This window comes from Amycolatopsis sp. NPDC041971, from assembly GCF_055588925.1.
Map to the genome: position 1 here is coordinate 22742 of NZ_JBVJCE010000007.1, position 16602 is coordinate 39343.

Below are 16602 nucleotides of genomic sequence, written 5' to 3' on the forward strand. Positions count from 1 at the left end.
CGAATTTTGCCCGATTTTGTGCACCGTCCGCCATGTTCACGCCACCACATGGCCGATATGGACGCAGCCGTTCCGACCATTGTCCGTCCTTAATGGACACTTTCGCGAAATCGCCACTCGACGTTCGGCTTGCGCCGAACGCGTGAAAATACCTTTCCGGCTTGTCAGTTCTCCACGTCCTGCCAAGCTGGAGTCGTGAAAGATCCGGAGGAGATTATCGACAGTCTGACAGAAAACCGGTTGACGACGATCACGGGCGGCTCACCGTCCGCCAGGGCGGAAGCGATCGCCCAGGCCACCGGAGCCGCGGGTAGCGATTATTCCGGTGTCACAATGCTGACGGCCGGCCGTCTCCCGGATACGTTCGCGCAAGCCGCGGCAGCCGCACTAGGGGTTGTGGAGCGACCGGCCGAACCTCTCTTCGAGGCCCTGCGCGCACCGCTGCGCCACGGCCGTCCGCTGCTGGTCGTCCGAGGCTGCGGACACGACTGCGCGGACGTTCCCGAACTGCTCGCCGATCTGCTGGAGCATTGTCCGAACTTGACGATTTTGGCCGAATCGCCCGATCCGCTTCGCATCCACGCGGAACACGTCATTACCTTGTCCGGGCGTTGGAACCCTCGTGATGAAAAGAAAATCGCGCAATTGGCCACCTTCTCCACGCACTGCCGCACTTTCGACGCCAGAATGGCGGCGGCTCTGGCGGGGATCACGCCGGGCGAGGCCGAGGCCACGCTGTCCCGGCTCGCGGCGGACGGCCTGATCCAGCGGGACGAGGACGGCTGGCGCCTGTCGCCGGAGGTTCACGAGATCCTGCCCCGGCCGGGAACCGACGTGATGGAGCGGCGCGTCGGCTGGGCGGCGGAAGAATCCGCGGAGCTTCGAGCCGCCATCGAGACCGGCGGAGACTGGCGTCACCGGTTCGACCTGATCGCCGACGACCTGCGGGCCACCGTGCGCGCGGCGAGCCGACCGGATGCCCGCCACCACGACATCGCCCGCACGTTGGCCGAACTCCTTTACGCACGACAGCTGCTCGCCGAGGCGCGAAGCACCTTCGAGCTGGCCGCCGGGCTGGCACCCGACGACCGCACGGCGGCGCGTGACCTGCGCACCGCCGCCGACGTCGCCATGAGTGAACACCGGGGCGAGCCGGCGTTCACGCTGCTTCAGCGGGCCGCGCAACGCGCCACGGCGGGCGGCGACGGATCGGGGACGGCGATCGCCCTCGCCTACGCGGTCTGCGTCGGGAACCGGTTCCCGGCAACGTTCACCGACCTGGTTCCGCACGAACGGCTGGTCACGTTGCTGGCCGAGGCCGAACGTGCCGCACCGGACGGCGATCCGGTCGCCGAGGCCTATCTCGCGGCCGCGCGGGCGTGGAACGCCACCGGCGAGAAGACCACCCCAGATCCGGACCTGACCATGATCGCGCTGGACGCCGCGCGCGCCACCGACCAGCCGGTGCTGATCTCCGCGGCACTGGACGCGGTCGCCAGCGCGGACGGCGCCGCCGGCCGCTTCGCCCGCGCCCACCTTTCCTGTGGCGAGCGGCTTTCGCTTTTCGAGAAGCTCCCCCGCCACGAACCGAACATCGGTGTCGAGGTCATCGACACGCTGCACGTGGTGCCGCTGGTCGCGCTCGCCGCGGGCAGGCTGCCGGATGCGGTGCGCGCGGCCGAGACGTCCTGGGAGGACCCCTTCCGGGGCCTCTACATGCGGGCGAGCAAATTCGTCGTGCCGCTGTCCCTCAGCGGCCGGTTCGACGAGGCGCTGGAGTACGCGGAAACCACCTGGGACGCCTGGGAACGTCTAGGCCGTCCCGCAGCCCGCTGGATGGCCCCGGCGGCCTTGGCCGCGGGCATGGTGCACGGCCTCCGCGGGAACTCCTCGGGCTACGACACCTGGGCGGACCGGGCGCTGACCTTGTCGGAGCCCGGGGTGCACAGCGGGCTCAGGGAGAGTTTCGCGGCGTTCGTCCTCCCTCGCGTCGCTCTGCACCATGGTGACGTTCAGACCGCGGAATCCGTAGCGCTGGTACCGAAAAACGAGTGGTACGACAGCGCGCACCAGTTCTACGACGCCTACGCCTGGGCGGTCGCCGCCGAAACCGCGGTCGTGGCCGGTACTCCCGGGGCGGAGGCGCTGCTGGCCGCCGCCGAACCCGCCGCGAAGGAAAACCTTTGGGCGGCGGCGTGTCTGGCCCGCGCCCGTGGCAGGGCGCACGGCGACCACGCCGCGCTGAAGGAAGCGATCGCCGGATGGGAAACCATCGGCGCCCGCTTCGAACGAGCCTGCACCCTCTACCTGCTCCCGGAGCGGCAGGCCGAGGGCGTCGCGGAACTGGCCGCGTTGGACTGCCGGCCCCCCGCCCCGCCGTTATGATCGAAAACCGGGCCGTGGACGCGGCCGGACGCGGGCCGTCAGAGCGCGACGTGAAGCGGCGGCCCCCAGTGGGGACGAGGGGATCGAAGCCGATCGTGACCACCACACACCAGAAAACCGACCTGCGCGCGCTCGCCGCCGCAGGCGTCACGATCGTGCTGTGGGCTTCGGCCTTCGTGGTGATCCGGGACGCGGGCGAGCACATCTCCGCAGGCGCGCTCGCTCTGGGCAGGCTCCTGACCGGCGCGCTGGCACTGGGCGCGTTTCTCGTGGTGCGCAAGCAAGGGCTCCCACCGAAACCGGCCTGGCCGGGCATCCTCGTTTCGGGAGTGGCGTGGTTCGGCGTCTACATGGTCGCCTTGAACGCCGGTGAGCAGCGGATCGACGCGGGCACCGCCTCACTGGTGATCAACCTGGCACCGATCCTGATGGCGGCACTGGGCGGCTGGCTGCTCAAGGAAGGGTTCCCCCCGCAGCTGATGGTCGGTTTGGCACTGGGCTTCGCCGGCGCCGTCCTGGTGGGGTTCGCGTCGTCGGACGGCGGGAGCGCGAGCCTCCTCGGTGTGCTGCTGTGCGGCCTCGCCGCGGCGGGCAGCGCGACCGGCGTGGTCGCCCAAAAGCCCGCGCTACGGCACGCCACCGCCTTGCAGGTGACGGCGTACGGCAACGTGGTCGGGGCGGTGGTGTGCCTGCCGTTCGCCGGCTCGCTGGTGCGGGAGGTGTCGGTGGCACCGTCGAGCGCCGTTCTGGAGATCGTGTACCTCGGCCTGTTCCCCACCGCGCTGGCGTTCTCCACGTGGGCGTACGCGCTGTCCCGGACGACGGCCGGGAAACTGGGCGCCACGACATACCTGGTGCCGGTGCTGGTGGTTCTCTTGAGCTGGGTGGCACTCGACGAGGTCCCCGCCGCGCTGTCGTTCGCCGGGGGCGCGCTCTGCCTGATCGGCGTGGCGGTGTCCCGCCGACGATCCCGAAAAACCGTGGAGGACTCTTGACCGTCGAAGAACTCTCCCTGACCGGCTTCGAACGGGTCGTCGTCGACCGGGACTCGGCCGGCGCGGCACGCTCGATCGTCGCGGTGCACGACACGCGCCTCGGCCCGGCGCTCGGCGGCGTGCGCGTCCGCCCCTATGCCAGCGAGGACGACGCCGTCTCCGAATGCCTCGCCCTCGCCCGCGCCATGACAGTCAAAGCCGCCGCGGCCGGGCTGGACTTGGGCGGCGGCTGGAGCATCATCCCCGCGGACGCCTCCGAAAAGACGCCGGAACGGCTATTGGCTCACGGACGGGCGATCGCCACGTTCGGGGGACGGTTCATCCCGGTGAATGACATAGGCACCGATCAAGGCGACCTGCGAACGATCGGCGAAGTGACCTCTCCCGTGTGCGCGCAGGGCGATCCTTCGCCGTGGACCGCGCTGGGCGTAGCGGCCGGGATCAAGGCTTGCGCTCGTTTCTCCGGCCATGCCGACCTGAAAGGCCTGCGGATCGGCGTGCAGGGCGCGGGCAATGTGGGAAGCGCACTGGTCCGATTACTCGTCCAAGACGGCGCGCGAGTCCTGGTAAGCGATGTGGTCGAGGAGCGCGCCACCGCACTCGCCGCGGAGACCGGCGCGACGGTGGCCGATGCCGACACGTTGCCGACCAGAGAGCTGGACGTCTTCGCGCCCTGTGCGCTGGGCGAGGTGATCACCCCGGACACGGTGGCGAACCTGCGGTGCCGGATCGTCGCGGGCGGAGCCAACAATGTGCTGGCGTCCCCAGAGCTGGCTCGCGAACTGGGCGAACGGGGCATTGTCTACGCGCCGGACTTCTGCGTGAACTCGGGCGGCGTGATCTTCCTGCAGGCGCAGATTCTGAATCACACCGAAGAAACGGCACGCAAGCAAGTCATCAAGGTCGGGGAGGTCATCTCGGATCTGCTGGCACGCTCGAAAGACCGAGGTATCACGACCACTCAGGCGGCGAACGACCTCGCGCAAGCGCGACTCGACGCGGTTTGATCTCTCGTCACAGACCCAGCACCGCGGCCAGGCCCCCGACGGACCGGCCGGACAGCGCACTGGATTGAGCGAAGCCCTCTGTCCGCGCCGACTCGGTCCGCACCGAATCGCGAACGGCCGCCCGTCGCCGACCAAGGACAGTGGAAGGGACCGGATCCACACGGCACCATCCGAAACCGCGGGTGTTCCAGGGATGACGATGAGACGCTTTACCACCGCGACCGACCCTTGCCGTCGCCGGCTTGGTTGTAGGCGTCCATTGTTCCCTGCTGTGGCACCGGACAGCCTTTCAGGCGTCGCGTTCTGACTGCAGAATTCCCCGCTGATACGCGGCGGCGACCGCGGAGGCCCGGTCAGGGACCTCGAGTTTGGCGTAGATGTGCAGGAGGTGCGTTTTGACGGTGGCCTCGCTGATGTGCAGCTCGGCCGCGGCCTCCCGGTTGATCTTGCCGCGGGCGATCAGGGCGAGGACTTCGCGTTCCCGTGCGCTCAGTTTGGCTTCGGTCATCGGCTTTCGCGGCCGGACTCGGTTGAGGAGCAGCGCGACCACCGACGGGGAGAGCACGCTTTCGTTGCGAGCCGCGGCACGCACCGCGCGGAACAGCTCCTCGCGTGGCACGTCCTTGAGCAGATAGCCGATCGCCCCGGCCTCGACGGCGGGCAACACGTCGGAGTCGGTGTCGTGCGTGGTCAGCACCAGTACCCGGGTGGCCGGAACGCGTTCCCTGAGCAGCCGGATCAACGCGGCGCCGCTCGGGGCGGGCATACGCAGGTCGGTCAGCACCACGTCCGGGCTGGTGGCGGCCACCACGGTCAGTGCCTCGGTGCCACTCGCGGCCTCGCCGACGATCTCGAGGTCCGGCTGCGTGCCGAGCATGCCCCGCAAGCCGTCCCGCACCACCGGGTGGTCGTCGACGATCACCAGCCGCACGGACGTCATCGGGCCACCTCGATCATCGGGACGCTGACGCTGACCGCCGTCCCCGCCCTCGGTGCCGACTCGATGTCCACCGTGCCGGACAGCAGCCGTACCCGCTCACGCAGGGCGATGAGCCCGAATCCGGCGGATGAAACCTGGGTGTCGAAGCCGGTGCCGTCGTCGCGGACGTCCAGAATGATCACGTCTTCCATGTAGGACAGGGTGATGTCGACCCTGCTTGCCTGTGCGTGCCTGCCGACGTTCGAGAGGGTTTCCTGCGCCGCCCGCAGGATCATCACCTCGATCTCCGAATGTATCGGTCGCGGTGTACCGGTCAGGACGAAAGTCGCGGGGACGCCGTACTGCTCCCGCCATGTCGCGACCGCGGCGGCCACCGCGTCACCGAGCCTGGCGTCGTGCAGGGGGCCCGGCCGCAGTGCCTCGATCGAACGGCGAACCTCCACCAGGCTCGAGCGGGCCAGCCGCCGGGCGGTGCCGATCCGGCCGCGCAGCGGCCCCTCGGCCGACGCCAGTTCCTCGGCGACCTCCAACTGGGTGACGATCCCGGTCAATCCCTGAGCGACGGTGTCGTGGATTTCCCTGGCGATCCGGGCGCGTTCCTCCGCGGTACCGGTGTCTTTGGCCCGCGCCAGCAGTTGCGCGTGCAATTCGGCGTTCTCGGCCGCCATGGCGACGAGCCTGCCGTTGGCCTCCCGGCGCCGGATCGCCTCCCGTTCCATCCCCCGGATCGCCCAGCCGATCAACGCGGCCAGCGGTGTCACCATCGCGAGATCGAGCAACGTCCGCCAGAGTTCGGTACCCGACAGCACCAGCCACGGGATGTTCGCGAGCACTACCCCGGCATAGGCGAGCCAGCCGGGCAGGGCGACGAACGCGAGCACGTAACACATCGGGACGAACAACTGGAAGCTGTCGCCGCGGAGCACGAGAACCACGGTGCCTGCCAGCAACCCGGCGAAGTACACGGTCATCGCCAAGGTCTGACGTTCCCACCACCGCGGATGCGCGACGATGAACCAGCCGTGCCACCCGCTCAGCCCCGCGACGATGGCCAGGGTGACCAGCCGGTCCGGCGAGGTGGTCGTATCGAAGACCAGGGAAAGGATGGTCGCGAGCCCGAGCAGTCCGTACGGAGCGAGCGCCCACGCCCGGTTCCATCGCCGTTCCAGCCGTTCCTCCATCGACGTCACCCGGCCCATCTTGTCAGCGGGAGTTCCGATAGGTCAGCCGCCGGAGCAGAACCTCCGCCGGTCCGCGCTTGCCCACCCGCCGCAGCCCGTCGGCGAGCAGCACCGACACCAGCCAGGTGCCCAAGGCCAGCAAGGCGACTCCGGCCGATCCCAACGTGCCGCCGAGGCCCAAGGTGTAGGGCATCAGCAGCGCGACGAAAACCACCGACTGGAACAGATAGCAGCTGAGCGAGCGCTGCCCGCACGCGGTTATCGCCAGTACCACCGGGCCACGCCGGTCCCGGATCCGCAAGGCGAGCAAGCCGATCAGCGCCGCATAGCCGAGACCGCCCGCCACTCCGGTCACCGAATGCGCGGCCGAGAAGACCCACATGACCAGACCGGATTCCGGGGCCCGGAATCCGCCGACCGCGAGACCCATCGGCAAGCCTCCGGCCACCGCCACGATGAGTCCGCCGATCGCGGTGCGGGCCAGCAGCCTACGGTGCCGTTCCGGCTCGGTGAGCACCCCGCGCCGCGCCGCCCAGACACCGACCAGGACGGCGCTGCCGACGCCGAGCAGTCCCAGCGGTGTCATCGCCCATTCCACCGGATGCAGGGCGAGGGCGGTGGCCGGGTCGCTGACCGCGAAAGACCAGAAGAAGGAGCGTTGTCCGCTGCCCGGCGGGGTCACGTAGGCGATGCCCTGGATCAAGGCGACCACCACCAGCCAGCCCGTGGCGATGGTGAGCAACGTCCGGTCCTTGACCCGCAGCATCGCCAGCAGCGCGAACCCCAGTACCCCGTACAGGCCGAGCACGTCACCGGGAAACAGCAGTACCGCGTGGACGAACCCGAACACGATCAGCCAGCGGAACCGTCGCCGCAGCACCCGGTCGATCGCGTGGTCCGGGATGCCCGTGGCCTGCTGTCGCCGCACCATTTGCACGACGCCATAAGCGAACAACGCGGCGAACATCGGGTAGCCGCGTACCTCCACGAAAACCACGTTGAGCATGCTGACCACCCGGTCGAGCAGGTCGTGCTCGACGATGTGCTGTCGCGCGCCGTACGGGCGGTCATAGAGGTAGAGCACCGAGTTCGCCAGCGCGACCAACGCGAGCATCAACCCACGAGCGAGATCCGGCGCGAACGCCCGCTCGCGAAGGGCGACTGGGCCGGCACCTGCTTCACTTGACGACATGCGCACCAGCGTGCTGGCCAGGCCCATCGCCGAACATCGACGGAACGACTGAAGTCCGGATCAACCGCGAGCCCGGCGGATCAACCGATCGATTGATGCGCTCACGGGCAACGGTTCTAGGCGTTCACCCACGTCGGACTGCACGACGTCGCGACGGTGATCGTCGCCGCAGGCAGCCGCTCCGAGCCGCCCTGCCTCTGCGGTACTTGAGCAGATTGCGCCGTCGTCAAGGCCCCGGATGTGTCCGTGGAACGGATTGGCCCTTGCTCATGCGCAGGATCAAGGCGACCGCGTCCTCCGAGGCGACTGCCGGAGTCAGGACCTCCTGGAGGAGCAGGCCACGGATCGCGGCGATGGTGACGGAGGCCGTGGTCAGCGCTTCCTTGCTGTCGAAGCCTTCGCGTTCCGCGAGCGAGGCCAGCATCTTGGTCAGGTCGTCGAGCGAGTCGATGAACTCACGAAAGTCCTCTGGCCTGTACGCCGCCAGTCCTACGACGTGAAAGAAGCCGCGGACACGGGACAGCTGCTCCGGGCGGGTGTAGGTCCGCCAGATCGCCATGACGAGGTCGTCGAAGGTGCCCTGCCGGGCGACCTCGAAAAGCGCCTCGTTGTCCCGGGATCGCTGTGCCTCGAGCATGGCCGCCAAGACACCCGGAAGCGACCCGAAGTGGTATCGCAGGAGGGCGTGGCTGGTCTCGGTCCTGGCGGCGACCTCGCGCAGCGACACCTCCGGTGCGGGAAGGCCCTCGTCGAAGGCGTCGAGAAGCCGAGCCAGGAGCCGCTCGCGTGCGTCGCCCTTGCGTTCCGTGCTTGACAGGATCACTCCCACAGTTTATCCATTGGAAAAGAAGGCTGACCGCGCCGTGCCGCCTCGCACATGTTCGCAGTCGGCTCGCAACGGTGGAGGGAACGACTCGTGGGAAGTTTTCAGATAGTCGGCGCGGCGGTCGTCGACGGGTCGGGTCGCGACCCCGTCGACCTGGACGTCACCATCGAGGACGGGCGTATCGCCCGGCTCGGTGCATCCGGTGCATCCGGTGCACACGGCGAACGCCTCGATGCCGGGGGATTGACGATGACGCCCGGCCTGATCGACGCTCACGTTCACCTGGGCTTGTCGAGTTTGATCCAGCCGCAGTTCTCGTTCCGGATCAGTGCCGCCGAGATCGCGGCGGACATCTTCGCCACGGCGGGCGCGACACTCGATGCCGGCTTCACGACCGTCCGGGACACCGGCGGGATCGACGGCGGCGTCGTCACCACGATCGCCAAGGGCAAGGTCCGGGGACCACGCGTCCTGTCGTGCGGACCTGTTCAGTGCCAGACCGGTGGGCACGGCTACTACGGAGCCGCCTGGGAACCCACCGAGTTGTGGAGCAGCCATCACGTTCCGGGTCTGTGCGCCCTGTCCATGATGTCGGGCAACGCGGACGAGCTGCGAGCCAATGTGCGCGAGGCCTTCCGCCGCGGGGCTTCCTTCCTGAAGCTCTGTGTGACCGGCGGAGTGGTCGGCGCTCACGACCGGCTGACCGACACCCAGTTCACCGTGGAAGAGATCGCCGTCGCTGTTCAAGAAGCCGCGGCGCGAGGCACCTATGTGACGGTTCACGCCCACAACAGCGAAGGTATTCGGAACGCGGTCGAGGCCGGGGCGCGCTGCGTCGAGCACGGCACGGACCTCGACGAGGCCACGGCCACCCTGATGGCCACTCGCGAGGTCGCCCTGGTGCCCACGTTCGCTGTCGTCGAGCAGCTGCTGCATGACACGGCCGGAGCCGGCCTCGACGAGTCGGCCCGCGATCGGGTGATCGGTGTTCGTGAGCGGATGACCGAGGCGCTTGCGGTCGCCAAGGAGGCCGGAGTGCGGATCGGGCTGGGTTCCGATCTCATCGGTCCGGCTCAGGGCCGTCGAGGCGAAGAGCTCATGTTGCGCGCAGAGCTGGAGACGCCGATGGAAGCTCTCGTGGCGGCCACGAAGACCAACGCCGAGATCCTCGGCCTGTCCGGTCAGGTGGGAGCCATCGCTCCCGGCTCGCAAGCGGACCTCGTGCTCTGGAACGGCGACCCGCTCGAAAATCCGAAACTCTTCGCCGACCCCGCCAACGCCGTACTCGTCGTCCAAGCCGGACGTGTTGTGAAGGACCTCCGATGAGCACCATGTGGCACGGCTGCCTCGCCGACACCGACTACTTCGAGATGCGCTCCGGCGGTGGGCACGACTACGGCGTCTGGGTCACCACGCCACCGGGCTACGACCCCGCCACGGCGCAAGCGCCTGCCGTCTATGTGCTCGACGGCAACTGGGCCGTGGGCCTGACGGCTCCGCTCATCGTCACCCAGCTGGATCCCATGCAGCGGATCCAGCCCTACATCCAGGTCAGCGTCGGCTACGCGGGCGAAGAGGCACAGCATTGGGATCGGCTGCGCAACAGAGACCTCGTGCCGCCTGGCGAGCCCATCGCCAAGGAACTCGTCGATGCCGTGGAACTGGGCTTTCAAGCGGGTGCGAGGACACGCGAAGAATCCGACGCCTACCTCGCCGAATTGCGCGACACCCACGCCGACGCGTTCCTGAGCTTCCTCACCGCGGAACTGCATCCGCGGATCGAACGCGACTACGGCACAGCCACGAGCGGCCACGGCCTTTTCGGCTACTCCTACGGCGGACTTTTCAGTCTCTACACCTGGCTCACCGGCTGCACGCTCTTCGAGAGCATCGGAGCGGGCAGTCCCGGCGTCGCCAGTGAAGACAGTCAGGTCTTCGCCCAGCTCCAAGAGATGGGTGACAGCCGGCATGCCACCAAGCTTCACGTGACCCTCAACGACCGAGAGCTTCTCGGAGACCTGGCCATTTACCAGAGCCTCACGAAGAACACGGCCACCCTCCTTCACCGCCTCACCTCACACGGCGGAGCCGTCACCAGCGCGATCCTGCGCGAAACGCACTTGACCGGCCTGCAGGCCTCGTTCCTCAGCTACCTCAGGACCTGCCGTGCCCGGTAAGCGCGATCACCGGGTGTGCTTCAGGAGAGAGAGCGACGTATGAGTACCGACGTGGTCGTGATCGGGGCAGGGGTGATCGGTTCGTCGATCGCCCTCGAGCTTGCGCGGGCGGGGCACCGGGTGGTCGTGCTCGATCGGGCCCCAGGGGCCGGACAGGGGTCGACCTCGGCATCGACTGCGATCGTTCGCTTCAACTTCTCCACCACCGCCGGGGTGGCGACGGCGTGGGAGGCGCATTTCGGCTGGCTCGACTGGGCCGGCCACCTCGGGCACGAGGTCGGCGACCTCGCGATGTTCCGCAAGAGTGGGCTGGTCATGCTGGACGTCGAGGGGGCTCCGCGTACGTCGTGGCTTCCGTTGTTCGATGAGATCGGTGTTCCCTACGAAGAATGGGACAGCGCGACCTTGACCGAGCGCGTTCCCGGTATCGACGCCGGCCGCTATTGGCCGCCGAAGCGGCTCGACGACGAGGAATTCTGGGAAGACGCGAAACACTCGCTCGGTGGCGTGTACACCCCGGACGCCGGTTACCTCTCGGACCCGAGCCTCGCCGCCGTGAACCTCGCCGCCGCGGCCTCGGCGTGCGGGGCGGAGTTCCGCTTTCGCAGCACGGTGACGGCGGTGGAGAAGGCCGGCGGGCGCGTGACGTCGGTGCGGCTGTCGGACGGCACCCGGATTCCCTGTGCCGTCGTGGTCAACGCGGCCGGTCCGTGGTCGGGCGCGGTGAACCGGTTGGCGGGCGTGGGTTCCGACTTCACGGTCGGTGTGCGCCCGATGAGGCAGGAAGTAGCGCACGTGCCGGTCCCGGAGGGCTATGGAGGGCCGGTGGTGGCGGACATGGATCTGGGCACCTATTTCCGCGGTGAAACAGGAGGGGACCTGCTCGTCGGCGGAACGGAACCGGAGTGTGATCCGATGCGGTGGATCGACGACCCGGACGCCGTCGACATCCACCCGACGGCCGCGGTCTTCGAGGCTCAGGTGACGCGGGCCGCGCGGCGGTTGCCCGACCTGGCGGTGCCCAACCGGGCGCGCGGCGTGGTGGGGGTTTACGACGTCGCCGACGATTGGACTCCGATCTACGACCGCACCGAACTCGAGGGCTTCTACCTCGCGATCGGAACGAGCGGCAACCAGTTCAAGAACGCGCCGGTCGTGGGGCAGCTGATGACGGAGCTGATCAACCAGGTGGAGAACGGCGTCGACCACGACGCGTCGCCCGTCCGGTTCCGGGCCCCGCGCACCGGCCTGGAGATCGACCTGGGTGCGTTCTCTCGTAAGCGCAGCCGAAACACCGCGAACTCGGGCACGGTGATGGGCTGAGCGGGAACTCCGACGAGGCGTTGCCTTCGCCGACGCGGGCTGGGAGGTCCCGCTGGTGAAGTCCCGGACGGAAGCCGAACAGTCCCAACGCACCTTCGACGGGCTCGGCCTCCCCGGACCGTCAAGGGACTCGGCGCGGTCCTGGTGCACACGGACCTTCGCCGAACTCGAACTGATCACCGAGCCGACCTCACCACGGCACGGAGAAGTTGTTGCGGACGGTTCCGTGCACCGATGTGCCGAACATGGTGGCGTCCTCGGCGTGGCTGGCCGTGCCGCTCATCGCCAGGGTGGCGGCGGCGATGGTGGTGGCTGCCGGTGACACTGCTCGTGCTCACCGGCATCGCGGCCGCCTTCCCGCCGTGGCCGACCCTCCGACCGGCCGCCCGTCAGCGAACCCGCGCCTGATCCGCGGCCTCGGCCGACATCGTTGCTTGCAGGTTGTCGAGGATCGTGCCGGCGATGTCGGCGAACTGGTCGAGTTCTTCGGGGGTGAGGCGGTCGATGACCAGGCGCCGAACTTCCTGGGCGTGACCGGGCGCGGCTTCCTTGAGGGCGGCCAGGCCTTTCGCCGTGATCACCGCGTCCATGCCGCGGGAGCCGCACCGTTCCCGGGCGACCAGGTCTCGATTGCCCATCCGGGTGAGCTGATGGTGCAGGCGGCTCTTCTCCCAGCCTGCCACCCGGCTGAGCTCGTAAGCGCGCATCCGCCCTTCCGGCGCCTCAGACAGCAGCGCGAGCACCGTGTAGTCGGCGTTGGACAGGCCGCTGCTCGCCTGGAGCTGCTGCTCGATGCGGGTCCGCAGCAACTCCAACGTCCGGAAGGACACCCGCCAGGCGCGCAGCTCGCGTTCGGTCAACCCCTGTCGTTCCATAAAGTCACCCTACCTCATGAGTTGATAAATCAACTCAAATAGGTAAATTGAGGTGACACGTCTACTCGAATGGGTAGGCATCGCACGGGGAAGGCACACCATGGGCAGACGAACCGGGCGGCGCGACTTTTTGAAGACCACCACGGCGGCCGCGGTTGCCGCTGCCGGAACGGGCCTGTTCACGGCCGGCGATGATGCCGAGGCGCGCACCGGTGACCAGCCCCCGAAGGACAGCGGGCAGCGGGGACGCCGTTACGTCATCCGTGGCGGCGCGGTGATGTCCATGGACCAGAACGTCGGCAACTTCGAGGTGGCCGACGTCCTGGTCGAAGGGAGGAAGATCGTCGAGATCCGGCCCGGCATCCGCGCCGCCGGCGCCGGCGTGATCGACGCGCGGGGGCGCGTCGTCCTGCCGGGCTTCGTCGACACGCACCACCATCTGTTCGAGACGGCGGAGCGTGCGTTTCTCGCCAATGGCCTGCTCCTCGACGACCGCTCGGGCTCGCCGAGCGCGTACCCGAGCTACGCCGAGCACATCCTGGAGGGGTTCGCGCGCGCCTACCGGCCGGGTGACGTCCACATCAACTCGCTGTTCGCAGGGCTTTCGCAGCTCGACGCCGGTGTCACGACGGTGCTGGACGTCTCGCAAATCCATCATTCTCCCGAGCACACCGATGCGGCGATCCAGGCGCTCGTCGACACCGGGCGGCGTTCGGCGTTCGGCTTCTTCGAGGGCGACGGCCGTGCGGAAGCCCGGTACCCGGAGGACGCCTACCGCATCAGCAACCAGTGGTTCTCCTCCGACGACCAGTTGGTGAGCATGGTCATGGGCGGTGAGCTCCACCTCGGCCGGGAGCTGTACACCCGCGCATGGGGGATCGCCCGCGAGCTGGGAGTGAAGATCGCCGCGCACTCGGTCGGGTCGTTCGGGATGCGGCCCGTCTTCGACGCTGTCGCCCAGGGCTCCGGCGGGGTCGAGGTGGGACCGGACAACCTGTTCATCCACATGACCGGCATGTCCGACCCGACCTGGCGGCGGATCCGGGACGCCGGCGCGCAGGTCTCACTGGCCTTTCCGATCGAGATGACCATGCGGCACGGCACCCCGCCCATCCTCAAGATGCAGGAACTGGGCATGGAACCTTCGCTGAGCTCCGACGTCGAGACGACGATGGCCGCGGACCCGTTCACGCAGATGCGCTCCGCCATGACCATGCAGCGCATGGTCGTCAATCAGATGATCTTGGACCAAGGCGGCCTCGTACCGCCGAACAACTGGCCGACGCCGGCCCCGGGCACGCCCGAACTGCTGACCGTCCGCGATGTGCTGCGCTTCGCGACCATCAATGGCGCCAAGCACCTCGGACTCGACGGCAAGACCGGCTCGCTCACGCCCGGCAAGGAGGCCGACATCGTCCTGCTCGACGCCACCGCACTCAACGTGGCCCCGCTCAACAGCGTGCCGGGCGCGGTCGTCTCACTGATGGACCGCACCAACGTCGAGACGGTGATCGTCGCCGGCAAGGTGCGCAAGTGGAAAGGGCGACTGCTCGACGCGAACCTGGACCGGCTGCGCCGGGACCTCGAAACATCGCGCGATCACCTCTTCGCAGCGATGGGCCTACCGCGGGATTTGTTCGCCTGGAGCTGATCCGGGGCGCCTCCGGTTTCGGGGGAAGGGATTGCCAGATCCTCTCTCGACTCCCATAATCGAAAATCTCGATTACCACTTCTCGTCATCGGAGGCAGGCACGGTGTTCGGCACCCACCCTCTCGGACCCGGCCGCGAGGAACTCTCGCTGCGGTCAGGCGATTCCCGGATTCCCGGCGCGGCGTCCGGACTCGGTCTGTCCACGGCGCGGATGACCCCCCGATGACCGGCGAGGACCGCGGCACGGTCATCGATCTGGTGCGGCGCAACGCCGCGCGGCATCCGGACGTCGTCGCGCTCATCGACGGGGACCGGCGGCTGACCTGGGCGGAGTACGAACGGCACGCGTCCGCGGTGGCGCTCGCGCTGCTGGACCTCGGGGTCGGCCACGGGGACGTGGTCGGGCTGCACATGGTCAACCGGGCCGAGCACGCGGTGTGCGACATCGGCGCGCTGCTCGCGGGCGCCATCCCGACGTCGTACTACAACACCCTCTCGCCCGAGCAACTCGCTTACGTGGCACGGGATTCTGCCTGCACGGTATGCGTCGTCGACGCCGCGCGGCTGGATATGTGGCTGGCGATCCGCGACCGGCTGCCGAACCTGCGCACGATCCTCGTGGTCGACGGCGACGGCAACGAGCCCGATGTGCTGTCCTTCGAGGCCGTGACCGAGCGAGCTTCGTCCACAGTGGACGAACGAATCGCCGAGGTCGGCGCGGCCGCCGCCCTCGTCCGGCCGGACGACCCGGTGACCATCGTGTACACCTCGGGCACCACGGGCCACCCCAAGGGCACGATCATCACCCACGACGGTGTGCGCGCCGTGCTCGACGGAGTGCTCACCCGGACGGTCGAAGACCTGGGCGCCGTCCCGGAACCGGGGCACGCGCAGGTGTCATACCTGCCGCTGGCGCACATGGCCGAGCGGATCATCACGCACTACACGAGCTGCGCCCTCGCGTCCACGGTGACCTACGTACGGGACATGCGGGACCTGACGAAGGTGCTGCCGTCGATCCGGCCGCACATCTTCCTCGCGGTGCCGAGGGTGTGGGAGAAATTCCTCGGCGCGGTCACCGAACGGGCGGTCGCCGAGTCCAGCACCGTGCGGCGCGCGCTGATCCGCCGCGCGGTGGTGCTCGCCAAGCAGGTCGGCCGGGCACGGTTCGACGGGAAGCGACTCGGCCCCACGACCCGCGTGCAGCACGCGGTGCTGGAGGCGTTGGTGTACCGCGAGCTTCGCGCCGCACTCGGCCTGGACCGCGTGCTGCTGGCGATCAGCGGCGCGGCCCCGATCTCGACGGACGTTCTGGCGTTCTTCCGCGGCCTGGACGTCACGATCGTCGAAGGCTACGGAATGACCGAGACCTCCGCCGTGCTCACACTCAATTCGATGGTCTCGCCGAGACTGGGCACCGTCGGCCGCGCGCTGCCCGGGGTGGAGTTACGGATCGCCGACGACGGCGAGGTCCTGGCCCGCGGCCGGGTGATCGTCCCCGGCTACCTCAACCGCCCCGACGCGAACGCCGAAACCTTCGTCGACGGCTGGCTGCACACCGGCGACCTCGGCCGCATCGACCCCGACGGACACCTGAGCATCGTCGGCCGCAAGAAGGAGATCATCATCAACGCGGCGGGCAAGAACATCTCCCCCGCCAACGTGGAACAAGCCATCTCGGGCGCATCCGAACTGATCGGCACGGTCTACGTGCACGGCGACGAGAAGCCGTACCTCGTCGCGCTGATCACCCTGGACCCGACCGGATGGCGGCAATGGTGCGCCAACCGCGGTATCACCGCCGCCACACCCGCCCAGGCAGCGGCGCACGAGGCCGTGCGCGCCGAAGTCGAGCGGGCGGTGGACGCGGGCAACGCCCGGCTGTCCCGCGTCGAGCAGGTCAAACGCTGGACCCTGCTCGACCAGCCCTGGGACGGCACCACCGGTGAACTGACCCCCACGCTCAAGCTCAAGCGCGCCGTCATCCGCGACAAACACGCCGACGCGCTCACGCTCCTCCACCGCCCCGCTGGGAAAGAGCCGAGATGAC

The 16602-nt window shown here is 68.6% G+C and carries 14 protein-coding genes; 8 read left to right on the forward strand and 6 right to left on the reverse strand.

The features are described 5' to 3' along the window. Window positions 1-240 precede the first annotated feature (240 nt). The 3 genes from ACZ6DT_RS16155 (at window position 241) to ACZ6DT_RS16165 (ending at window position 4387) form a co-directional block, all read left to right on the forward strand. Entirely contained in the window at window positions 241-2385 is a 2145-nt protein-coding gene (locus tag ACZ6DT_RS16155) for a hypothetical protein (RefSeq protein WP_465594940.1), read from the forward strand. 95 nt (window positions 2386-2480) lie between these two features. After that, window positions 2481-3380: a DMT family transporter gene (locus tag ACZ6DT_RS16160; protein WP_465594943.1), complete on the forward strand. Its 900-nt coding sequence runs from the start codon at window positions 2481-2483 to the stop codon at window positions 3378-3380. Beyond that, a complete protein-coding gene (locus ACZ6DT_RS16165) occupies window positions 3377-4387 on the forward strand; it encodes a Glu/Leu/Phe/Val dehydrogenase family protein (RefSeq protein ID WP_465594946.1) in 1011 nt (336 codons plus the stop codon). The genes ACZ6DT_RS16160 and ACZ6DT_RS16165 overlap by 4 nt, the downstream gene beginning before the upstream one ends. A gap of 289 nt (window positions 4388-4676) precedes the next feature. On the opposite strand, the gene ACZ6DT_RS16170 is transcribed toward ACZ6DT_RS16165, so the two are convergent. The 4 genes from ACZ6DT_RS16170 to ACZ6DT_RS16185 form a co-directional block, all read right to left on the reverse strand. Continuing rightward, window positions 4677-5327, reverse strand: a complete 651-nt coding sequence (locus ACZ6DT_RS16170; protein ID WP_465594949.1) for a response regulator — start codon at window positions 5325-5327, stop codon at window positions 4677-4679. Next, window positions 5324-6508: a sensor histidine kinase gene (locus tag ACZ6DT_RS16175; RefSeq protein ID WP_465595683.1), complete on the reverse strand. Its 1185-nt coding sequence runs from the start codon at window positions 6506-6508 to the stop codon at window positions 5324-5326. The genes ACZ6DT_RS16170 and ACZ6DT_RS16175 overlap by 4 nt, the downstream gene beginning before the upstream one ends. A 22-nt stretch (window positions 6509-6530) precedes the next feature. Continuing rightward, window positions 6531-7700, reverse strand: a complete 1170-nt coding sequence (locus ACZ6DT_RS16180) for a DUF418 domain-containing protein (protein ID WP_465594952.1) — start codon at window positions 7698-7700, stop codon at window positions 6531-6533. Window positions 7701-7926: 226 nt separating this feature from the next. After that, a complete protein-coding gene (locus ACZ6DT_RS16185) occupies window positions 7927-8523 on the reverse strand; it encodes a TetR/AcrR family transcriptional regulator (RefSeq protein ID WP_465594955.1) in 597 nt (198 codons plus the stop codon). A 93-nt stretch (window positions 8524-8616) separates the two neighbouring features. On the opposite strand from ACZ6DT_RS16185, the gene ACZ6DT_RS16190 reads away from it, so the two are divergent. From ACZ6DT_RS16190 to ACZ6DT_RS16200, 3 genes are read left to right on the forward strand one after another with little or no spacing between them, the layout of a single operon-like run. After that, entirely contained in the window at window positions 8617-9852 is a 1236-nt protein-coding gene (locus tag ACZ6DT_RS16190) for a metal-dependent hydrolase family protein (protein WP_465594958.1), read from the forward strand. Continuing rightward, complete coding sequence (locus ACZ6DT_RS16195; RefSeq protein WP_465594961.1) at window positions 9849-10703, forward strand: alpha/beta hydrolase; 855 nt, start codon at window positions 9849-9851, stop codon at window positions 10701-10703. Before ACZ6DT_RS16190 ends, ACZ6DT_RS16195 begins: the two co-directional genes overlap by 4 nt. Before the next feature lie 39 nt (window positions 10704-10742). After that, on the forward strand, window positions 10743-12026 hold the full coding sequence (locus ACZ6DT_RS16200) for an NAD(P)/FAD-dependent oxidoreductase (protein ID WP_465594964.1): 1284 nt from the start codon (window positions 10743-10745) through the stop codon (window positions 12024-12026). 190 nt (window positions 12027-12216) lie between these two features. On the opposite strand, the gene ACZ6DT_RS16205 is transcribed toward ACZ6DT_RS16200, so the two are convergent. Continuing rightward, window positions 12217-12351 carry a hypothetical protein gene (locus ACZ6DT_RS16205; protein WP_465594967.1) on the reverse strand — a complete coding sequence of 45 codons (135 nt, stop codon included), beginning with the start codon at window positions 12349-12351 and terminating at the stop codon, window positions 12217-12219. Between the two features lie 64 nt (window positions 12352-12415). After that, window positions 12416-12901, reverse strand: a complete 486-nt coding sequence (locus ACZ6DT_RS16210; RefSeq protein WP_465594970.1) for a MarR family winged helix-turn-helix transcriptional regulator — start codon at window positions 12899-12901, stop codon at window positions 12416-12418. Between the two features lie 100 nt (window positions 12902-13001). Between ACZ6DT_RS16210 and ACZ6DT_RS16215 the strand changes: the two genes are divergently transcribed. Further along, on the forward strand, window positions 13002-14552 hold the full coding sequence (locus tag ACZ6DT_RS16215) for an amidohydrolase family protein (RefSeq protein WP_465594973.1): 1551 nt from the start codon (window positions 13002-13004) through the stop codon (window positions 14550-14552). Between the two features lie 222 nt (window positions 14553-14774). After that, a complete protein-coding gene (locus ACZ6DT_RS16220; protein WP_465594976.1) occupies window positions 14775-16601 on the forward strand; it encodes an AMP-dependent synthetase/ligase in 1827 nt (608 codons plus the stop codon). Window position 16602: the final 1 nt, after the last annotated feature.